Origin of the sequence: Vibrio sp. 2-Bac 85, assembly GCF_037546705.1 — a bacterium.
In the GTDB taxonomy this organism is placed as follows: Bacteria; Pseudomonadota; Gammaproteobacteria; order Enterobacterales; family Psychromonadaceae; genus Psychromonas.
Genome location: NZ_JALAAB010000023.1, coordinates 25,178 through 45,088 on the forward strand (window position 1 = coordinate 25,178; position 19,911 = coordinate 45,088).

Here is a 19,911-nt window from a genome sequence, read left to right on the forward strand (position 1 = left end):
ATCGCTAATGTGCTTTTAGTGGTTTGATCATGAAAATAGCGTAAAATAATTGATTTTATGGGGGGGTTATGAAGGTGTTAATGAATATTGATGCCTTGTTGTTGCACCGATAGTTAATTAGCGTTCAACCTAATGATCACTAAATGATGAGGCGGTTAATTTTCAATCACTATAAAAATAGTAGTGACGTGGTGAGTATTTTTGAGGAAACAGATCGTGGTAAAAGTGGCGTTGTGCATTCAGATAAATAGTTACAAAAAAAATAATGACAATAAAAATAAAAAGATAAGTAAAGATAACAAAGGAAGTTATTAAGATGGTTGCAAAAAACAATAATAAAAAAGCAAACCGAAAGGATGATATTTTAAGTGCGCTAGCTATTATGCTTGAAGGAAAACCTGGTCAACGTATCACAACGGCTAAATTAGCTGCAGAAGTGGGAGTATCAGAGGCCGCTTTATATCGTCATTTTCCAAGTAAAGCGCGCATGTTTGAGGGTTTGATTGACTTTACAGAAAGCGCTATTTTTAGTCAGATCAACCTTATCAAAGAGCAAAAGAAAGATACCTTTGTGAGAATTGAACATATTGTGCATTTTTTATTGGGCTTTGCAGAGCAAAATCCCGGCATTACACGTATTTTAAGTGGTGATGCATTGTTAGGGGAAAATGAACGATTACAACACCGTATCGAACATGTTTTTTCTAAACTTGAAACCCAATTAAAACAAACGCTGCGCGAGCGTCCTACATCAGATGGTCAAAAATTTGATATGGATGAAGGTGTCTTAGCTAATTTGTTATTGGCCTATATAGAAGGGCGTATTAATCAATTCGTTCGTTCTCAATTCAAACAAAAACCAACTCAGCATTTTAAAAGTCAATGGCTGTTTTTTCATAAGCAGTTATTACAAAGTTAATTAATTAGAGGAGTCATATAATGTCACAGGAAGGAAGTGTTGCATCGGCAGTTGATGCAGTTGCCAATACGATTGAACAAAATGTGGACGTATTAAACAATAGCGTAGAGTGGATAGCAGATAATCAAGAACTTATTATTGCTTATTGTATGAATATTGTTTTTGCCATTGCAACACTTGTTTTGGGCCTGATGGTTGCTCGTTTTATCGCTGGCACATTACATAAGATTCTAACTAAGCGTAAGTTAGATAGTACGATCGTTGATTTTGTTTCACATATGGTACGTTATGTCATTATTGCATTTGTTGTTATTGCTGCATTAGGGCGAATTGGCGTTGAAACTACCTCCTTTGTAGCGATTATTGGTGCTGCTGGTTTAGCTGTTGGTTTAGCATTGCAGGGTTCTTTATCTAACTTTGCATCGGGTGTTTTGATTATTGCTTTGCGCCCATTTAAAGCTGGGGAATATATTGAAGCTGCAGGCACAGCGGGAGTTGTCGAGTCTGTTCAGATATTTTCAACAACATTAACTACGGCCGATAATAAATATGTTGTAGTGCCTAATTCAGCCATTTTAGGTGGTAATATAATCAATTATTCTCGTAAACCTACGCGTCGTATCGATTTAATTATCGGAGTGAGCTATAACGCAGATTTAGCAAAGACAAAAGCTGTGTTAGAAGCTGTTATTAAAGCCAATGATGCTGTTTTAAAGTCTCCTGAACCACAAGTTGCAGTCGCGGAGTTAGGCGACTCAAGTGTGAACTTGGTGGTTCGTCCATGGGTTAACGGACCTGATTATTGGCCTGTTCGCTTTGAATTAATGGAAGCGATTAAAAATGCTTTAGATGAAGCCGGAATTGAAATACCATTTCCACAAATGGATGTGCATATGGATAAGTAGTGCATCACTATTACCAGAATAAAAAACCAGCTTTTTAAGCTGGTTTTTTATTTTTGGCAGTGTCTATTTATTTGTTTGTAATTATTTTTAGTGTTTTACAATTAGAAACTTGCCATATTTAAGGACTTATATCGTGATCTGTAATCTTTGAAAACAATTCATTTTGAGAAGTAATGAGCATATAAGTTTGATCTCGCCTACACTCTTTAACCATGATTCTCTGAATCAAGGTTAAAGCCCACAAAAAATATGTTGTGAATAGAGAAGTGGTGTAGTATCTGCAGTAGCTAATTAATCAATAGCGAAATCATCAATAGATAATCCGTCAATAGATAATATCAGTCATTAAATAATGAGATAAAAATTGACTAGGTATAACATTAATCGCTTACAGTTGTTGGCTTAGTTAATTATATCTAACCATTTATATTTATCCTATAATAAACCTTGATTGTTAAATGAAAAGAGAAATTATGCATAACCCATTCATACAGATTGCAGGATCAAAACGCAGCCTACATGTTCAAGTTGCACGTGAAATTGCACGTAAAATTTTATCTGGTGAAGCGGCTCAAAATGAGATTATTCCTAGTGAAATGGTCTTATGTGAGCAATTTAGTGTTAGTCGTACAGCTTTGCGTGAAGCCATTAAATTATTAACTTCAAAGGGTTTATTAGAATCTAAACCTAAAGTTGGTACGCGTGTTAAAAGTAGAGAAAATTGGAATTTTTTAGATGCTCAATTACTGGATTGGGTTATTGATCTTGGTGATAACGAAGTCGTTTACCAAGAGTTTTTAGCATTAAGAAAAGCCATTGAACCTGAAGCTGCGGCTCTTGCTGCAAAAAACGCAACGGCACAACAAAGAATTTTGTTATCTGCGACTTTTCAACAAATGGATTATATTTCTAAAAACTTCGATGCGCAAAAATGGATGGAAGTTGATATGGAGTTTCATCGCCTTGTTTTTTTATCAACGGGTAATAGCTTTTATTTACCGTTTGCCAACGTCTTATGCACCATGTTTAGAAGTTTCATCAGCCATTCTTCAGAGAAGGGCGGTACTTGTATTGGTGAACATCGTGCCATTTATTCCGCCATTATGGCTGGTGATGCAGATAAAGCGCGCGAAGCAAATGCGATTTTATTGAAAAACACTAATCATCGTCTTCCTACTAGCAATTAATATTACTTAATTATTGCTTAGCTAGTGATTACTTAACAAGTATTGGTAGCAGGCTAAGATTGAAAAAAACCGCTGTTAGTTTATGACTAACAGCGGTTTTTCACTTTTATTAAGGTACTTCACAATGGTAATAAATGCCTACTATTCATTACACATTCTCTATTAAACGTTATCTATTACAGATGGCTATTAATGCTTTGCCATCGAATCATTAAATATTGCAATAGGCCCAGTCCAAGTAATCACTTCATCTTTAATGAGTACACTATTTTGAGTATGTTTATCTACATCGATAAGGTTACTTACACAGATTTTAATTTGCTTGTTATCCATTAGATTAAGGCTAATAACAGAAGCGGTATCATCTGCATGTAACACGGTAACTGAATCAACTTGTCCTCGTGCATTTAAGCTCGCTTCTATCGCTTCATTAAAGTAACCGTGTGTTTCATATACGTTAGCAAATAAATGGTTGGCTGCTTTTTGGCGAAGAATGAACATTGGCTCATTACGTAAGTTGAAGTCAGGATCATTCGCACCAGTACGAGCAAAGATAACTTCACTGTCTTTATTTGCACTGCTGATCAATGAATAGTAACTATTTCCCATTAACCAAGTTGTTAGTGATGAACCCTCTACTTTACCTTGACCAAGATTCCAAAGGTGTTGGTAACCATGGTCATCACCTACTGTGCTTAAGCTTTTATGTGCTTGATATTCAAAGTTAGTACGAATGATTTGGCCTTTGTAATGAACAGGATAATCGTAGCTATGCTCTTCTTCACTGATGATGCGGAATAGGTCAATAATCAATGGTTTTTCAAACTCTTCAGACTCAAGCATGATAACCGTACGTTGTTGGTCAACTCCAGCATAGTAATCACGAGCAAATGCACTCATTACTTGTAGTTTCCTATCACTTGTTTCATTACCTAATAGAGTGAAATGCTTTTCGCCATTATGCTGTTGTGCAATCGCTGTACTACCTTGGTTTTGGCTAATTTGATCAACCACAACGGTGTTGTGCGCAATAGTTTGTTTACAGTAGCTTTTGTTTTCAGGAATGTAACGACCACCAAACTTAGGCTCGATGTTAACCCAACGACCATAACCGTAATCATTAATGAATTCTTGGTTATTATTAAATAGGCTTAAATGCAAACCATCAAAATGACCATGATCTAATGCCGAGTGAAGTTTTGCATCACTACCATGCTGACCGTACCAAAGTAGCGCCATGCTATCGTCTGATTTGGCATCACGATGACGAAGAATCGTTACTCCCCCACACTCGCCTTCAGCGCCATCTGTGAGACTTAAGCTGCCCCAGTTAAAGTTTGCTACTTCGGCATTGCTATCTAATGCATTAGATAGGGCTGCGCCAGTGTTATGAACCCAAACATGGTCTTGGTGTTTAGCCATCGCTAATAATGTTTCATTTTGCTCGTAACGGTCGAAACAGATGTTAGTCGCTAATAAAATACCTAGATCTTTAATGTCCATTGTACGAGATGAGTCATTTAATGCGGGTAACGTACCATTAGGGAATGCTGTGGACATGACTGCGTATGCAGTTGTTTTAATCACTTCATCTTTTAATTGGTAGATGCCGACCTCTGGTTGACGACGTTCAATGGTTTCAGCGAACAGGAAGATTGGTCGTAGTGAGAAACGGTGGTAGTACGGACCTTCCATGTAGTAACCATCTGGCGAGAATAATTGCGTTAATTGTGCAATAAAACCACCAGAAACACTGTCACCTTTTAGGCCATAGATTGCTTTGTCGACTGTAGCTTGATCATTGATAGCGTAAGCACAAATACCTGCACTGGCTACTGACCATAAACCGTGGTTATGGATAATATCGAAGTTCTCGGCATAGGTGACAACAAACATTTCAAGCATGACTTTAAACAAGTCATTTTCTATAAGTTGTTGTTGATCTTCTGTTAACTCATGGCGAATACAAGAGTAAGCGCACGATGAATATAGCATCCACATATTTTCGTTTAATGTTTGGTGAAATAAACGACCTGGTTTATTCGAGTCACGGCTAATGTTCAACTCGCGATGCTTATAAACCTTTGCATATTCAACTAACATGGTTGTTGCGTAGTCTAGGTAACGTTTATCTTCAGTGATTAAGTACAAACGACCCGCTAAGTCTAAATGAATATAGTTTTGCTTATGACGGTTATGTTCGTAACCGCCTGCTTCACCATGCCCTGGAATTTCAATACCCATTGGCATGTAAGCTTCAAGTGCTTCAATTTCTTCAGCAATAGAGCGACCAATTAGTGAGTCAGTGCCTACGTATTGACGTAAGTCAGCTGCTTGTTCATAGCTCATTAGTAATGGTTGGTAACTCATGATTAAACCTCTTTACTTTCTACAGCAACAAAACCTTGGAAGCTGTACGATTGATTATTAAATTCGATAGTTGTTTGACTGTCAGCTGTTGCATTACGGTCATTATTAACCATCACTGTGAGTGCAATACCGTCACCTACAAGATCGACAACGGTTGCATCGTCGTTAAAACCAACAATATTAATTGAATGAATTTTACCGCGTGCATCTAAGCTAGCTTCAATCGCTTCATTAAAGTAACCATGCGTTTCTATCACATTAGCAAATAGTGCATTTTTAGCTTCGCGACGTAAAATTAAACTGGTTTCGCTACGTAAGTTAAATGATGGATCGTTAGCACCAGTACGAGTGAAGAATAAAGTATCGTCAGAAGAGGATGCACTTAACCATGTGTAATAACTGCTACCTTGTAACCAACTGACCAAATTTGTGCCTTTTGCTGCTGGGCCTTCACTTTCGTTCCATAAGTGTTGGTAACCTGCATCATCACCCATTGGATTTAATATTGCGTGTTGTTTGTGCTCAACATTGGTACGAATGATTTGACCTTGATACTGTAGGGAGTAGTCGTATTGATGTGTTTCTTCACTGATTAATCGGAATAAATCAATCAACAGTGGTTTTTCTAATTGCTCATGCTCAATTAAAATAAGTGAGCGTTGTTGGTCAACACCAGGATAAAAGCCAACAGCATAAGCGCTCATTGCTTGTGTTTTACCGTGACCAACAAAGAAGTGCGGCGTGCCGTGTTTACTATCAGCTGTATCAACATCAAAGTTGTTTTGACAGCTAGCATCAACAGATACTAAGTTATGTGCGATAGTTTGGCGCGCATAAGATTTATTTTCATCAAGATAACGACCACCAAATTTAGGTTCTATGTTCACCCAACGCCCAAACCCGTAATCACGTAATACTTCTTGATTGTTATTAAAGTAAGTCATCCCTAATGTATCGAAGTGGCCGTGTCCCATACCATGTTGACCATAGTTCATCACGAGTTGGCTAATATCACCCTTTGTATTTTGCATGCGAATAAAGCCTTGTGCACCTTTGTCACCATTAGGACCTTCGCTTAACTCAACACTTGGTAAGCAAGGAGTTTCAACTGAGTCTTGTGCTTGGTAAGCTTGTGATAAAGCAACGCCACAACCACTGATCCAAATTTGTTGTTGAATTTTAACAATACCAAATAAGTTTGTATCTTCAGGATAATGTTTTGCATATAAACTCACGGCAATCACTACACCTTCATCTTTAATATCCATGCTTTTTGAAGCATCGTTTAATGATGGGAATACACCGTTCGGGTAAGCAGTAAATAATAAAGATTGAATTGTTTTACCAATCACTTGGCCTTTAAAGTTAAATATATCTAACTCTGGACGGTATCGTTGAGTTAGCTCCGCTAATAAACATAAAGGACGAATCGCATAACGGTGGTAATAAGGCCCTTCAATGTAATAACCTGAAGGCGCAAATAAATTGCTTAGTTGTGCAAGAAAGCCACCTTGTATGTCATCACCAGCTAAACCATGTAACGCTAAATCAATATATTTCTCTTGTTCAATTGCTGCTCCACATGCCGCTGTTGCCGCAACTGCCCACACACCGTGGTTATGAATGCGATCAAAATCAAAGTCATATTTGACCGTTGCTACTTCTAACATGGGTTCAAATAATTGTTCAATAATGTGTTTGCGCTGTGTCTCAGTTAACCAGTGTTTAATACAGCTATAACCTAAGCTCGAATATAATAACCAAACATGTTCATTTAACATTTGGTGAAACAAACGCCCTGGTGGATTAGTGTTTCTTTGTACTTGAAACCCTAGTGCTAAATATTTATCTGCATATTGAGTTAATAGATCTGCTGCAAATTGTGCATACTTTTCTTCACCAGTGATTAAAAATAAACGACCTGCTTGATCAATATATTTATAATTTTGTTGATGTTTATTATGTGCATAACCGCCTGCAGGGCTGTGACCTGGTACATCAATGACTAAAGAAAGGTAGTTATCTGTATCGATAATAAGTGCATCAAGGCTGCGCCCCATTAAACTTTGCTTACCAAGTTGTTGTTGGATTGCTTTGATTTCTTGTTGGTCCATAAGCACTGCGTTGACGTTGCTAGACATTATTACCTCATTGCATATTTAAGTAAAAGATTCATGTTATAAAGTAATACAAATAAGGCTTTAAATCATAAGTTTTTTTTATTTTTAAGAATGAGATCTCTATTTTTATACTTTTAAATGTATAACACTCACTATTAAATTATTATTTATTTCCTCTTTTTTAATTTTTTAGCTGCTTATTTTCAATGGGTTGGTTATAAATTTTAGAGATATGTTTAATTGATAGATTAAACTTTTATAATTTGGTCTATTTTATCTTTTTGATCTTAAAGTGTTTATTTTGATTGTTATATTCGCTGATGATCTGGATCACACATAGTGTCTTTTTGTATTACAAAATGGCATGCGTAATGTACAATTTAAACCCTATTTAAAGAACGGAAACAAACAGAGATAAGGTTGAGTTAAGCAATTGAAAACAGTTTACTCCAACCAATACCATAATATGGATAAGCACAGTGAAGTAACTTGTGCATAAAATGCTTTTACATTATTAAAAATAAACTGCTGATTTTATAAATAAAACCAGAAATAACTCTGAGATGAGTAATAATTTTAATGAGTAGAGGGTAGTAATGGTTCCATTTTTTATAAAAGAGGTGACTAATGGGTGAGCTAAATATCGCTTTAATCGGCGAATGTATGATTGAATTGCAAGAAATTAATGGTGTTTGGCGTAAAAGCTTCGGCGGTGACACATTAAATACCGCTGTTTATTTATCGCGCTTAAGCGAAGGTAAAGCCGTTAATGTTAGTTACGTTACTGCATTAGGTCAGGATAAAATAAGTCAAGAAATGATTGATAGTTGGTCTTTAGAAGGTATTAATGCTCAGTTTGTACAACGCTCTGCTACTAAGCAACCTGGTTTATATATGGTTGAAACAGATGAAACTGGCGAACGTAGCTTTTTATACTGGCGCGATGATGCCGCTGCAAAATATTGGCTTGAAACAGCGAGTGATGAACTTATTGAAAAATTGCTAGCTCAGGATGCAATTTATTTATCTGGTATTAGTCTCGCAATTTTACCGCTCCAGAGTCGCGAAAAACTTTATGATCTATTGAGTCGTTATAAATCGAATGGTGGTAAAGTTTATTTCGATAACAATTACCGACCTAAATTGTGGGATTCTGCAGAGCAAGCCGCCGAAAGTTTTAAACGAATTCTCTCTGTTACTCATACAGGTTTGTTAACTTTTGATGATGAACAAGCACTTTTTGGTGATACTTGTATTGAAGATTGCCTTGCCCGTACGCGCGCTTTAGGTGTGCAAGAGATTGTAATTAAGCAGGGTGGCAGTGAGTGTTTAATTGTTACAGGTGATCAGTCTACCAGTGTTGCTGCGACTAAAATATCTCCTGAAAATGTAATTGATACAACGGCTGCTGGTGACTCTTTTGCTGCAGGTTATATGTCAAAACGTATATTAGGTGAGTCAAGTATTGTTGCGGCTGAAAAAGGTCACCAGTTAGCAGGTACAGTTATTCAGCATAAAGGTGCGTTAATTGATGTGCAATATACAGCACCTTTTGTCGATTAAAGTTTATTAAAATATTCAATAGGATTAAAAATGACAACATTAAATGAAAAACTACAAGCTCTAAAAGTTATCCCTGTTATTGCAATTAAAGATGCTGACGATGCGGTACCACTAGGTAAAGTATTAGTTGAAAATGGTATGCCCTGTGCAGAAATCACATTCCGTACGCCTGCTGCTGCACAAGCAATTAAAAATATGCGTGAAGCATTTCCTGATATGTTAATCGGTGCTGGTACTGTATTAAACACTGCAACGGTTGATGCTGCAATTGATGCCGGTGTTGATTTTGTGGTTAGCCCTGGTTTTAATCCAACAACGGTTAAATACTGTCAACAACGTAATATGCCAATTATTCCTGGTATAAATAGCCCATCTTTAGTTGAGCAAGCAATGGAAATGGGATTAGATACCGTTAAATTCTTCCCTGCTGAACCTTCTGGTGGTGTTGCAATGTTGAAATCACTAACCGCTGTTTACCCAGTAAACATTATGCCTACTGGCGGTGTTTCACCATCTAATATCAATAACTACTTAGATATTGATGCAGTAATAGCATGTGGTGGTACTTGGATGGTTCCTGCGAATTTAGTTGATAATCGTGAGTGGGATAAAATTGCTGAATTAGTTAAAGAAGCAGTTGCATCTCTAGCTTAATTACTTACTACTGACTTTTATAAACAAAGCCTTGATTATTGATTTAATCGAGGCTTTTTTTTCAGTATTATAAATTGCACTTTTTATGCGAATCTAGGGTTTAACGTACGGCTTCTAAATAAGTTTTTTTTGCAAGCACTACAAAAGTGTAGATAATGATGTTCTTTATTTGATTTTGCTGCTTTATATTGCACCTTATCTGAATGGCAGTAGCAACATTTAACATTTTTTTTCCCTTTGATTTCACAATCAGGATGGATTTTTAAATAATCTTCCAAATAAGGCAGATCTTGCCAATTTTCTACATTAGGTGATTGATGAAATGTAAAATAATAAAGAGAGAGAGCGGCAAATAAACCACCTCCAAAAATAATATACTGAATAAAATCTTGCACTATTACCCCCATTTAAAGCATGCCTGTTAATTGAATAGGACTATTCATGCCTCTCTTCAATTAATCCGTTAATCGATGAAATAATTCATAATCATAGAATATATTTACGGCTCTCATTACGGCCAACGACTATGGCCTGAATTATCATCAATAATTGTAGTTAACAAAAATTATAATGGGTAAATTATTTTAGTGCATGTGAAGAGATCAATTTGAGGTTGATATTTTTTATTATAAAGCTTCTCGCCAGTTTTCGGCAAGGTGGCGAGCGTTAAATTTACACTGTCATATCATATATTGATAATTAAAGATCAGTGGGCGCCTACAACAAAGAAGCAGTATGCTAGTGCATTTTTTGCTACTAATGGAGTATTTATTCTTTCTCTAGTGTGTCCGTTGTCAGCGCTGTTTGCGTTTTATCTAGCTCATCATCCTCAGGCAGCGGTTGCCCTGTGTATGCATGTAAAAATGCTTCACATAATAATTCGCTATTAGTCGCGTGACGTAGGTTATTAACTTGACGTCTAGTGCGCTCATCGGTCAATATTTTAAGGACTTTAGTAGGGATAGATACCGTCACTTTCTTTACTTGTTCACTCTTTTTGCCGTGTTCAGCATAAGGGCTAATATATTCACCATTCCATTTTGTTGACATAATAATAACCTTTTAAAAAATATGCTTCATTTTACCCTGAGACTTTTAACATAGCAATCTGAACGTAAAGAGGGCTAGAAGTCTAGCAATCTAATGCTTACTTTTTTTAATTTGAGCTGAAGTAAATGCTTAATTTTACAGTGGGGCTATTGGCTACTAAGTGCAGACAGTAAATCTTCACTAGAAGTGGTAAGTGTTACGCTTTTAAATGGATTTAAAGATAAGGTTTTATCTTCATTTAGAGTAATGTCATAAAACTGTGGCAAGTTAAAGTTAATTTGATCATCTTGTTGACTGGAAACATGGCTGTTGGAAGCATAAAAACGATTTACGTTCTGTACAAACTCATTTTTAGATCCTGCAAAGTTTAAAAATGTCTCAATATCATTTTCTGCATTGGCAATATAAACATTAAACCCACTGCTATAGTTTTCAAAGAAGAACTGAATCAGACCTTCACTGATATGGGATTCGATCACATTGGCTGTTTGATCAAAGTGTGTATTCTTTAAATTTACAGTGCTCGCCGATAGTTTCTTTTTAGAAATATGGCTATAGATATCTACTGCACTTTCTAAGTGCTGTAGTGAAACGCCTTTACGTTCAAAGTAAAAGCCAAATTTTCTACCACCGGTCCATAATGTTTGTACGGAGCGGGTATGAACAGTATGTAAGCGCAATTGAATAAACTCATTCAACTTACTTCCAAAAGATTGACATATTTGTTCACTAAAATGTCTGCTATAACAAAATAAATCAATTTGGTTAGGCGGTGATGCATCTTGATGCATTTTTGAAAGAATGGTATTCAATGCTTCAACGACTGAGAATTGACTATTAAAGTGTAAGGTACGCACTTCATTCCATGAATTCCGGTAGATAAAGTCGATACTACCTATCAAACTTTCTTTGTGCTCGCCATAGGCCATTACATTATCAATTTGGTTTAGCTCACTTTCTTCAGTATCTTGCCAGTGTCGTGTCGGGTCTTTTTCTACATTTAAGAATATTGATAAATGTTTAATCGCACAGGGGGCACTTAATGCTTTATCACTTGCTTTAGGTTCATAGATAGGAAAAACTGCATATAAATCTTTTGCAAATTGGTTAAGGTTTTTATCTACTAAATCAGAACCTTGGTTATATAAATGCAGCATTGTATCTTCATCATAAAGTCCATTTACATAACTCCAAGCTACTAATTTTGACAAATACGGAGAATAACCAATACAAGGAGTAGTGGCTAACTCAAAGGTATCTAACGTACTGTTAAATAAGTACCAACCCGCTTTATTTTTTCGGTGTTCTGGAATTTGGATTAAGCTGAGGTTATTTTCCATCAAGTTAGGCGAAATATTAGGGTTAATTATAGCGACTTTACCTGGTAACGTTTCATGTGCGGCATAAAGCTTACGTGATAAAATCCCAATATCTTCGGCGCTAATTGATTCACTAATATTGTTGTCACGTGCAAATTTAATCAGATTGCTGTAACTGAGCATTAGCGAGTCGAGTAGTAAATCATTGGCTTGTTGTACTTCTCGAATTTTCCAATTATTACGATTATCTAGGTCTGCTATTTGATTATCAGTCCAACCCCATTCTTTAATCAGCTTGTTTAATATAGTTCGGCGCCAAGCGCTATTATCATTACAAGAAGGCTTAGATATCATCTCTTCTGTTTTAAAATAAAAACAGACTCGAACTAATTCTAGGCGTTGTAAATCATTAATACTGATTAAATAATCGCTCACTTTCTTTAACATTAAGCAATAAGGATCTAACTCTTCATCATAGGAATCTTGTTCTTGAAAGCTTTTTTTGTAGGAGGTTGAAATTAGTTCAGTATTTGGGTATTCCCAAGAATAAGCCTCCATTAAAATAGTTTTTAATGTTGCTTTATAAGGGTTATCAATACCTTTGTACAATTGCCATAACGTGGCACCAAATAACTCTTCCGCGGGCACGCAATGCAACCCACCTAAATCTAACCAATCGTCAATATTGATTTGACCTGTCTGATGTAGCATTTTTACATACTCATCATAATCTTGTTCATGTTGGTGCGGGATTTGACGCCATAAAATGCGTCGACCGGCGACACGCAAAGAGGTGCGATAAAACTCATCCAAGAGCAACATATGTTGCGAGGTACCGCAAGACTCATTACTTAGTTCTGATTGATTGTTAACGCGAAACTTATTATCAGGGATGAGGAAGAAGTTTAATTCGACACCTAAGCTTTCCGCCCAGTAAGTTATTTCCCATGCTTTATTATGAAGCAACGCAACGCGTTTGCTGTCAAGAGTATGTGAATAACAAATCCAAACATCAAAATCACTTTCAGAGCACTGCCCAATAGATGACGTACTACCCATTGCATATAAACCAATAATTTCACAATGTGTCGCTTCATTATCAGGTAATTCGGTAGCAAATAATTGTTGAGCTAATAGTTGGTGTTTTTTGGTTGGGCTAAACTGACAAATACCGGTCGGCACATCGCCTTCGATATAACCGGGCATTGAAGGGGTATTAAAGTGGAGTAATAATGGAAAACTTTGAAAAACATCCGCTTCATCTTTTTTCATTAACGCTAAAGCAGATCTTACGCGTAGCCGAGAAAACTCGTCTGATTTGTCACGTAATTGGATGATTTCTTGATTCAAGCTATGTTCCATTAATACTGGTGTTTATCACACTTCACCATAAAAAAAGTGTGACCATAATAGCATTAATTCATGTTGTTGGAAATATATACCCGTTAGCACTCCGGTATAAAAAAATAATGCATTTGGAGCGGTAACAGGTATGGTTTGATAACTTGAAAGTATCAGAAAATAAAGACAGCCCCTAGAATACCAGAGGCCATTTTATTTTTAATCTTCAGTAATTTGATAAGGAAGTGGAGCATAATAAAGAGTAGAGCCTTCAATCTCTTTTACTTGAAAAATATCTGCAGGATTGGTGTCTTTTGGTAGAACGGCTAAAAGCTCAATATGACCATCTCCATATTGGCATGCAGAAATAATAGTGCCGACTCGTTTCCAGTTATTATTTAATAATACTTCGATTGTTTGTCCTGTTTTTGGGCTTACTGGTGAGCGTCCTGTCAAAATAAATAAGGCGCGTTTATTCGCTCCCCTGTATTTAGCTCGTGCAACAGTTTCTTGGCCGATATAACAGCCCTTTGTAAAGCTAATCGCGTTTAGTGCTTGTAGGTTAAGCATTTGCGGAACAAATTGTGCAGAGGTTTCTGCTTGAATAAAACCTGTGCCTGCAGCAATGTTCATGGCATTCCATAAGCTATCATCGAAGACATCAGCTTTATCTTTTAAGTCGAGTAATAATTCTTCGGCAGCTTCATTTTTCATGATCACTAAATAGCGTAATGAAGGGTAAGGTTGCTTTATTAGTACTGTTCCAGTCTCAAGTAATCGACTATTATCATGAGTCGCAGCAGTATCTACTTGCTCTGCGATATATTGTGCAGATTTACATCCCGCTAAACCAAATGCTTGGTACTCTGTTTCTTTTTGTATGGTTACTTTTGAGAAAGCGGCGTATTTTTTTAATTCCGGTAATTGCACCGTTGATACAGAGCTGGGTTGAACTAATAAAATACGATCTTCTAAAATAATAACCCGTGCAACACTCCATGCTTTACCTTGAGGATTACAATGGGCAGCTAAAGTTTGTTCACCGGGAATTAATTTTTCTAAATCACAGGTTAATTGGCCTTGTAAAAAGGCAACACGGTCTTCGCCTGTTACACTGATTAAATCCCAGCTATTAAGTGGGCAAAGAACTAAGTCGGGTAGTTGGCTAATGTTCTCAAGTTGACTAAGTGTTAGCATGTTTGGCCTCATTATTGGACGAATTTGTTTTTTACAATGTTATAGCTCACAACCTATTTTGTCAGTAGTTGCTGTTAATAAAATGTTGTTGTTATGATGTTGTGCACTTTATATAAAATTCCTCCATTTTTTCATATTTTTAAAAGGAAGTATCAGTCATGCCAGAAGAGTTTTCTCTTTCTCGTTTATTATGGGCTTGTCGTCGTGGTATGTTAGAGCTTGATGTATTGTTCATGCCTTTTGTAAAAGAGGCCTATAGCGAGTTAAGTGATCAACATAAATTATATTTTCGCCGTTTATTAACATGTGAAGATCCTGAATTATTTGCTTGGTTTATGGGGCATGAAGTTTGTCCTGATCCTGAACTTGCAGAAATTGTAGATGTCATCCTCAAGCGCGTTAAAATATAATATTCACAATAAACCCTCGTTCATCGCCAAAGCTTTGGCGATGTTCTTTTTCTTGGCCATCGCTTTTTTGTTCGTCCTGTTATGGGGAATAGGGTGGGTTAGTCTTTTATGTCTACTGGCTTATTTGAGTACGGCCTTCTATATTGTTTACTCCTTACCCTTTTTGCCTTTTTCAAGTCGATTATCCGAAAGCGGTGAGATTGAAATTAATCAACCCATTAAGGTTACTGGCGATATCAGTGCGCGCTCATTTTATAATGGCTGGGTCTTATTCTTATGTGTAGAAGTGAACCATGCATTATTCGTGAGCGATAAGCACAACAAACATAAACACAATAAACCTAGGAAGTGGTTTATTGTGTTTCATGATAGTGTTACTGATAGCGAGTATCGGTTACTTGCGCGGCTCATCAACAGCACCAGTTAACACTAGTTTTTATCTGGATTTAAAATAGTTGGTTTTGGATCACCATTTTGCTCAGGATAATCTAAGTTATAATGTAGACCACGACTTTCCTTTCTTTGTATGGCGCTTTTTATAATCAATTCAGCTACTTGAACTAAATTTCTTAGTTCGAGTAAATTGTTACCAACTTTAAAGTTACTATAATATTCAGATATTTCGCTTTGTAAAAGTTCAACGCGATGTAATGCTCTTTGTAAGCGTTTATCGGTACGTACAATTCCAACATAATCCCACATAAATAAACGTAATTCGTGCCAGTTATGTTGAATAACTACTTGTTCATCTGAATTTTCAACCTGGCTATCATCCCAATCTGGAATGGTTGCAAACTTTCTATTCTCATAAAAAGGGATACGATTAAGAATATCTTTGGCACAAGCATGTGCGTATACAATACATTCTAACAGTGAGTTTGAAGCCAATCGATTTGCTCCATGTAAGCCGGTATAGGTTACTTCTCCAATGGCATATAGGCCATCGATATCAGTTTGCCCATGATGATCAATCATGACACCGCCACAGGTATAATGCGCAGCTGGAACAATTGGCATTGGTTGGTGAGCAATATCAAGGCCAAGTAGTAGGCAGCGGCGATATATTGTCGGAAAGTGTTTAACAATAAATTCTTTAGGTCTATGGCTAATATCTAGGTACATACAATCAACACCTAAACGCTTCATTTCGTAGTCTATTGCACGTGCAACAATATCTCGCGGTGCTAATTCGCCACGTTCATCGAAATCCGGCATAAATCGAGTGCCATCGGGGCGTAATAACAGCGCTCCTTCGCCGCGTAATGCTTCTGTTAATAAGAAGTTCTTAGCGTCAGCATGATATAAACAAGTTGGATGAAATTGATTAAATTCCATATTGGCTACGCGACAACCGCTACGCCAAGCTAATGCAACACCATCACCGCTAGAAACATCAGGGTTACTAGTATATTGATATACTTTACTCGCCCCACCGGTTGCTAGTGTCACAAAGTGTGCTTTGATCGTTTCGACACGTTCAGCTGTTCGGTTCCAAACGTAAGCACCTAATACTCTATTAGCAGGGAGATTTAATTTTCGAGTGGTGATTAAGTCAATGGCATTAAAGCCTTCCATTAAAGTAATTCTAGGATGTTTTTTGACTGCAGACAGTAATGATTCTTCAATTTCTCGACCCGTTGCATCTGCAGCGTGTAAGATTCTACGGTGAGAGTGACCACCTTCACGAGTAAGGTGGTATTGTGTTTCTTCTTGGTCATTAACTTCAGTATCAAAATTAACGCCGGTATCAATTAACCATTGCATGCTTGCTTTAGCATTATTGACTGTGAAACGAACTGCGTCTTCGTCGCACAAACCTGCACCGGCAACAAGCGTATCTTCAAAATGCGAGTCGGTACTGTCATCATCTGAGAAAACAGCAGCAACACCTCCTTGTGCATAGTAGGTTGAACCTTCTGAAAGTTTACCTTTACTTAATACTCTCACATCGCTGTGAGTGGCTATTTTTAATGCTAAAGATAAACCGGCTGCGCCTGCTCCGATAATTAAAACGTCACAAGTATATTGATGTTCAGTTGTTGTTTTATTTTCTGCCATGGCATTATATGCTCTATTTTGGATAAAATGATTAACTAACAATTCCGAGTACTCATGGAGTTTATCCAAAAATCCCTTTGTTTTGAATTTATTTGGAACTTTCTTTTTTTATAAAAGTCATAACTGTGAGAATCGATAGCTCACTATAAATATAGGTAGAAAAGCTCAATGAATGAGCGTGAATTAGATTTACAATTAATACAGCGTATACAAAATGGTGAGCAACAAGCATTTGCATTATTAGTACGTAAGTACCAGACGCGTGTGTCCAATATATTAACACGTTACGTGCGCAGCTCTGGTGATATACCAGATGTATCACAAGAAGTGTTTATTAAAGTGTATAAGTCATTACCCAACTTTCGAGGTGATAGTGCTTTTTATACTTGGTTGTTTCGAATAACAGTGAATACAGCTAAGAACTATTTAACAAGTCAAAGCCGCCGCCCGCCAGCATCAGACATCGATGCAGAAGAGGCAGATAGCTATGATGGCAGTGGAGCTTTAAAAGATGATGCAAACCCTGAGGCTATTTTACATTCTCAGGAAGTAAAGCAAGTGATCTTAAAAGTGATTGGAGATTTGCCTGACGAGTTAAAGTCAGCAATTACATTACGTGAACTAGAAGGCATGAGTTATGACGAAATTGCGCAAATTGAAAATTGCCCAATTGGTACCGTTAGATCTCGTATTTTCAGAGCACGTGAAGCGATAGATAAACAGTTAAAACCTTTATTAGAAAATTAATTGGAATTAATAATGAAAGAATACTCACAAGATATATCAACACTCATTGATAATGAGTTGCATGATGACATGGTGATTAAACATATTCTTGATGATACTGAGTCACAGAAACAGTTTTCAAGATATCAATTAATCGGCGATGTAATGCGTGACGAAAGCGAAGGCTTGGATTTACGAATTGATATTACCGACAGCGTAATGGCGGCCATTGTTAATGAAACCCAAGATAATAAAATTGTACCGATTGCTACACCTGAAAAGGTAGAAAGTAATGTTGTGCCTTTTATGAAGCGCTTTGGGCAATATGCAATTGCAGCTTCAGTGGCTGGCGTTGTAGTGGTCAGTAGTTTAATGATCAATCAAAATGCAGTAACAGACCCAAGTGTGACACCTGTACTTAATACTGTACCTTTTGGTGGCGCTGCTGCACCAGTCAGTTTACAAGCTACACCCGTACAAACTAAAAGTGGTATCAAAGAGCGTAATGAACATTTAGAAGCGCTGCTTAAAGATCATCAGCTACAGTTGCAAGTACAGCCTTAAGGTTAACGATGAAACATCGATCATTTTTAGTTGTACTATTTTCAGTAATTGTATTCTTAGTTTCGCCGCAATTACTTGCGAGTCAAGAAGAAACGTCACAACAAACCATAACAAAACAAGTTCAACCATCAGCGTTAACTTATTTAAAAAAGATGAAGCAAGCTTATAAAGAATTAAATTATGAGCTGCTCTATCTTAATACAGCACAAAATCAAATAGAGCCTAAACAACTTATTCATGGTGTTCTTGATGGACAACGTATTGCATATTTTAGTTATCTAAATGGCGGGATACGTGAGTCCTTACAATTTGATGGTAAAATAAGCTATTACCAACAGGGTAATCAAGCCTATAGCTTAGTCACAAATCGAGACCACAGTGTGTTTGCCAATATTGCTAATTTTGATTTTGATAGCGGCAATAAAAACTATGAATATCTTATTTTAGGAAAAAGCAGAATTGCAGGTAAAAAATCTATTGCTATTAGAATGACAAGCAAAGATATGTACCGTTATAGTTATATTATTTGGTTGGATCTAGGTAGTTATTTACCACTGCGTTTGGAAACAATTAACAAATCTAACCTGATACTTGAACAAACTATGGTTGTTTCATTGAATGTCACTGAGTCAATTAATCCTTGGATTAAAAGGATGAGTGATCAGAAAGCACCTGACGTACTGCATTTACCTAAAACTACAGTAAAAGATGTGGCTCCATGGGAGTTAACTTGGTTGCCTCCAGGCTTTAAAATTATAAAAGATGACCAACATAAACTGATGGTCCATGATACTGATCCTATTTCATATATTATGCTTAATGATGGCATTGTTTCAGTGTCTATTTACATATCAACCAAAATGACCAACCTGACAAAGCAACAAAATATTATTCAACGTGGTGGGACCTTGCTGTATACAAAACAACAGGGAAATGTTGAAGTTAACGTGATCGGCGAAATTCCGTTGCTCACAGCGGAAAAGATTGCATCTTCAATTAAGGCTGTAAAATAATGATTCAAGAAACTGGACGCATTATTGACATCAAAGAAATTAATGGTGAAAAAACAGTAGTTGTAGAGTGTATTTCAAAGTCTGCATGCAAATCTTGTAGTAGTAACGACAACTGTGGGGTTGGCGTTGTGGCGAAAGGGCTAACAAATAGAGCTCATCATCTATCGATGCCCTATAAACAAGGAATGGAAATTAAAGAGTCAATAGAATTATTCATTGAAAATAAAGATATCGTTAAAAGTTCAATGATTGTCTATATCATTCCTCTACTGTTATTTGTTTCTGGTTGCTCAATTAGTTACTTGTTCACCAACAATGAGCCCCTCGTGATCGCTATTTCATTACTTTCATTATTTATTGGTACACTTATCGCTAAAGCTGTGTCATCTAAGCTCTACCCTAATAACAGTATTAGTAAGTTGATCAGTACAAAATAACATCGCAAAATTGTGCTTATTTAATCAATCTGTTTATTAAATAAGCTTTCAGAAAAATTTTCATAAAAAACCTTAATT

At 36.6% G+C, this 19,911-nt stretch carries 18 protein-coding genes; 11 read left to right on the plus strand and 7 right to left on the minus strand.

Annotation, left to right across the window (positions count from 1 at the left end):
* Positions 1-316: 316 nt before the first annotated feature.
* The 3 genes from slmA to MT390_RS18265 all read left to right on the plus strand — a co-directional run bounded on the left by slmA (position 317) and on the right by MT390_RS18265 (position 3,011).
* The gene (gene slmA / locus MT390_RS18255; protein WP_166373103.1) at positions 317-919 is read left to right on the plus strand and encodes a nucleoid occlusion factor SlmA; all 603 of its coding nucleotides are present in this window, start codon (positions 317-319) and stop codon (positions 917-919) included.
* A gap of 20 nt (positions 920-939) precedes the next feature.
* Positions 940-1,824, plus strand: a complete 885-nt coding sequence (mscS, locus tag MT390_RS18260; protein WP_166373102.1) for a small-conductance mechanosensitive channel MscS — start codon at positions 940-942, stop codon at positions 1,822-1,824.
* 473 nt (positions 1,825-2,297) lie between these two features.
* Entirely contained in the window at positions 2,298-3,011 is a 714-nt protein-coding gene (locus MT390_RS18265) for a FadR/GntR family transcriptional regulator (protein WP_166373101.1), read from the plus strand.
* Between the two features lie 189 nt (positions 3,012-3,200).
* Here the strand turns inward: MT390_RS18265 and MT390_RS18270 are convergent, their stop codons facing one another.
* Together MT390_RS18270 and MT390_RS18275 are read right to left on the minus strand one after the other, a co-directional pair.
* Positions 3,201-5,381 (minus strand): heparinase II/III domain-containing protein, encoded by a 2,181-nt coding sequence (locus tag MT390_RS18270; RefSeq protein WP_499442587.1) that lies wholly within the window; start codon positions 5,379-5,381, stop codon positions 3,201-3,203.
* Between the two features lie 2 nt (positions 5,382-5,383).
* The gene (locus MT390_RS18275; RefSeq protein ID WP_499442588.1) at positions 5,384-7,522 is read right to left on the minus strand and encodes a heparinase II/III domain-containing protein; all 2,139 of its coding nucleotides are present in this window, start codon (positions 7,520-7,522) and stop codon (positions 5,384-5,386) included.
* A 606-nt stretch (positions 7,523-8,128) separates the two neighbouring features.
* Here MT390_RS18275 and kdgK point away from each other — a divergent pair.
* Positions 8,129-9,064 (plus strand): 2-dehydro-3-deoxygluconokinase, encoded by a 936-nt coding sequence (gene kdgK / locus MT390_RS18280; RefSeq protein WP_166373098.1) that lies wholly within the window; start codon positions 8,129-8,131, stop codon positions 9,062-9,064.
* A gap of 30 nt (positions 9,065-9,094) precedes the next feature.
* Complete coding sequence (locus MT390_RS18285; RefSeq protein ID WP_166373097.1) at positions 9,095-9,718, plus strand: bifunctional 4-hydroxy-2-oxoglutarate aldolase/2-dehydro-3-deoxy-phosphogluconate aldolase; 624 nt, start codon at positions 9,095-9,097, stop codon at positions 9,716-9,718.
* Positions 9,719-9,801: 83 nt separating this feature from the next.
* Here MT390_RS18285 and MT390_RS18290 read toward each other — a convergent pair whose 3' ends face one another.
* The 4 genes from MT390_RS18290 to ygfZ form a co-directional block, all read right to left on the minus strand.
* The gene (locus tag MT390_RS18290; protein WP_166373096.1) at positions 9,802-10,113 is read right to left on the minus strand and encodes a hypothetical protein; all 312 of its coding nucleotides are present in this window, start codon (positions 10,111-10,113) and stop codon (positions 9,802-9,804) included.
* A 373-nt stretch (positions 10,114-10,486) separates the two neighbouring features.
* Complete coding sequence (gene metJ / locus MT390_RS18295) at positions 10,487-10,768, minus strand: met regulon transcriptional regulator MetJ (RefSeq protein ID WP_166373095.1); 282 nt, start codon at positions 10,766-10,768, stop codon at positions 10,487-10,489.
* Between the two features lie 146 nt (positions 10,769-10,914).
* Complete coding sequence (locus tag MT390_RS18300; RefSeq protein ID WP_166373094.1) at positions 10,915-13,437, minus strand: class I adenylate cyclase; 2,523 nt, start codon at positions 13,435-13,437, stop codon at positions 10,915-10,917.
* A gap of 210 nt (positions 13,438-13,647) precedes the next feature.
* The gene (gene ygfZ, locus MT390_RS18305; protein ID WP_499442591.1) at positions 13,648-14,625 is read right to left on the minus strand and encodes a tRNA-modifying protein YgfZ; all 978 of its coding nucleotides are present in this window, start codon (positions 14,623-14,625) and stop codon (positions 13,648-13,650) included.
* A gap of 158 nt (positions 14,626-14,783) precedes the next feature.
* On the opposite strand from ygfZ, the gene MT390_RS18310 reads away from it, so the two are divergent.
* On the plus strand, positions 14,784-15,035 hold the full coding sequence (locus MT390_RS18310; RefSeq protein ID WP_166373092.1) for an FAD assembly factor SdhE: 252 nt from the start codon (positions 14,784-14,786) through the stop codon (positions 15,033-15,035).
* On the plus strand, positions 15,007-15,462 hold the full coding sequence (locus MT390_RS18315) for a protein YgfX (protein WP_166373091.1): 456 nt from the start codon (positions 15,007-15,009) through the stop codon (positions 15,460-15,462). Before MT390_RS18310 ends, MT390_RS18315 begins: the two co-directional genes overlap by 29 nt.
* Before the next feature lie 2 nt (positions 15,463-15,464).
* Here the strand turns inward: MT390_RS18315 and nadB are convergent, their stop codons facing one another.
* The gene (gene nadB, locus MT390_RS18320; protein ID WP_166373090.1) at positions 15,465-17,093 is read right to left on the minus strand and encodes an L-aspartate oxidase; all 1,629 of its coding nucleotides are present in this window, start codon (positions 17,091-17,093) and stop codon (positions 15,465-15,467) included.
* Positions 17,094-17,261: 168 nt separating this feature from the next.
* On the opposite strand from nadB, the gene rpoE reads away from it, so the two are divergent.
* The 4 genes from rpoE to MT390_RS18340 are packed head-to-tail and all read left to right on the plus strand — an operon-like array spanning position 17,262 to position 19,833.
* Positions 17,262-17,840 carry an RNA polymerase sigma factor RpoE gene (gene rpoE, locus MT390_RS18325; protein ID WP_499442593.1) on the plus strand — a complete coding sequence of 193 codons (579 nt, stop codon included), beginning with the start codon at positions 17,262-17,264 and terminating at the stop codon, positions 17,838-17,840.
* Positions 17,841-17,852: 12 nt separating this feature from the next.
* Complete coding sequence (locus MT390_RS18330; RefSeq protein ID WP_166373088.1) at positions 17,853-18,383, plus strand: sigma-E factor negative regulatory protein; 531 nt, start codon at positions 17,853-17,855, stop codon at positions 18,381-18,383.
* Positions 18,384-18,391: 8 nt separating this feature from the next.
* Positions 18,392-19,396: a MucB/RseB C-terminal domain-containing protein gene (locus tag MT390_RS18335; RefSeq protein ID WP_166373087.1), complete on the plus strand. Its 1,005-nt coding sequence runs from the start codon at positions 18,392-18,394 to the stop codon at positions 19,394-19,396.
* On the plus strand, positions 19,396-19,833 hold the full coding sequence (locus MT390_RS18340; protein ID WP_499442595.1) for a SoxR reducing system RseC family protein: 438 nt from the start codon (positions 19,396-19,398) through the stop codon (positions 19,831-19,833). The genes MT390_RS18335 and MT390_RS18340 overlap by 1 nt, the downstream gene beginning before the upstream one ends.
* Positions 19,834-19,911 lie beyond the last annotated feature (78 nt).

Bases quoted from the DNA above. Each gene is read 5' to 3' on its own strand.
- slmA (WP_166373103.1), top strand. From the start codon at position 317: ATGGTTGCAAAAAACAATAATAAAAAAGCAAACCGAAAGGATGATATT.
- mscS (WP_166373102.1), top strand. From the start codon at position 940: ATGTCACAGGAAGGAAGTGTTGCATCGGCAGTTGATGCAGTTGCCAAT.
- MT390_RS18265 (WP_166373101.1), top strand. From the start codon at position 2,298: ATGCATAACCCATTCATACAGATTGCAGGATCAAAACGCAGCCTACAT.
- MT390_RS18270 (WP_499442587.1), bottom strand. From the start codon at position 5,381: ATGAGTTACCAACCATTACTAATGAGCTATGAACAAGCAGCTGACTTA.
- MT390_RS18275 (WP_499442588.1), bottom strand. From the start codon at position 7,522: ATGTCTAGCAACGTCAACGCAGTGCTTATGGACCAACAAGAAATCAAA.
- kdgK (WP_166373098.1), top strand. From the start codon at position 8,129: ATGGGTGAGCTAAATATCGCTTTAATCGGCGAATGTATGATTGAATTG.
- MT390_RS18285 (WP_166373097.1), top strand. From the start codon at position 9,095: ATGACAACATTAAATGAAAAACTACAAGCTCTAAAAGTTATCCCTGTT.
- metJ (WP_166373095.1), bottom strand. From the start codon at position 10,768: ATGTCAACAAAATGGAATGGTGAATATATTAGCCCTTATGCTGAACAC.
- ygfZ (WP_499442591.1), bottom strand. From the start codon at position 14,625: ATGCTAACACTTAGTCAACTTGAGAACATTAGCCAACTACCCGACTTA.
- MT390_RS18310 (WP_166373092.1), top strand. From the start codon at position 14,784: ATGCCAGAAGAGTTTTCTCTTTCTCGTTTATTATGGGCTTGTCGTCGT.
- MT390_RS18315 (WP_166373091.1), top strand. From the start codon at position 15,007: ATGTCATCCTCAAGCGCGTTAAAATATAATATTCACAATAAACCCTCG.
- nadB (WP_166373090.1), bottom strand. From the start codon at position 17,093: ATGGCAGAAAATAAAACAACAACTGAACATCAATATACTTGTGACGTT.
- rpoE (WP_499442593.1), top strand. From the start codon at position 17,262: ATGAATGAGCGTGAATTAGATTTACAATTAATACAGCGTATACAAAAT.
- MT390_RS18330 (WP_166373088.1), top strand. From the start codon at position 17,853: ATGAAAGAATACTCACAAGATATATCAACACTCATTGATAATGAGTTG.
- MT390_RS18335 (WP_166373087.1), top strand. From the start codon at position 18,392: ATGAAACATCGATCATTTTTAGTTGTACTATTTTCAGTAATTGTATTC.
- MT390_RS18340 (WP_499442595.1), top strand. From the start codon at position 19,396: ATGATTCAAGAAACTGGACGCATTATTGACATCAAAGAAATTAATGGT.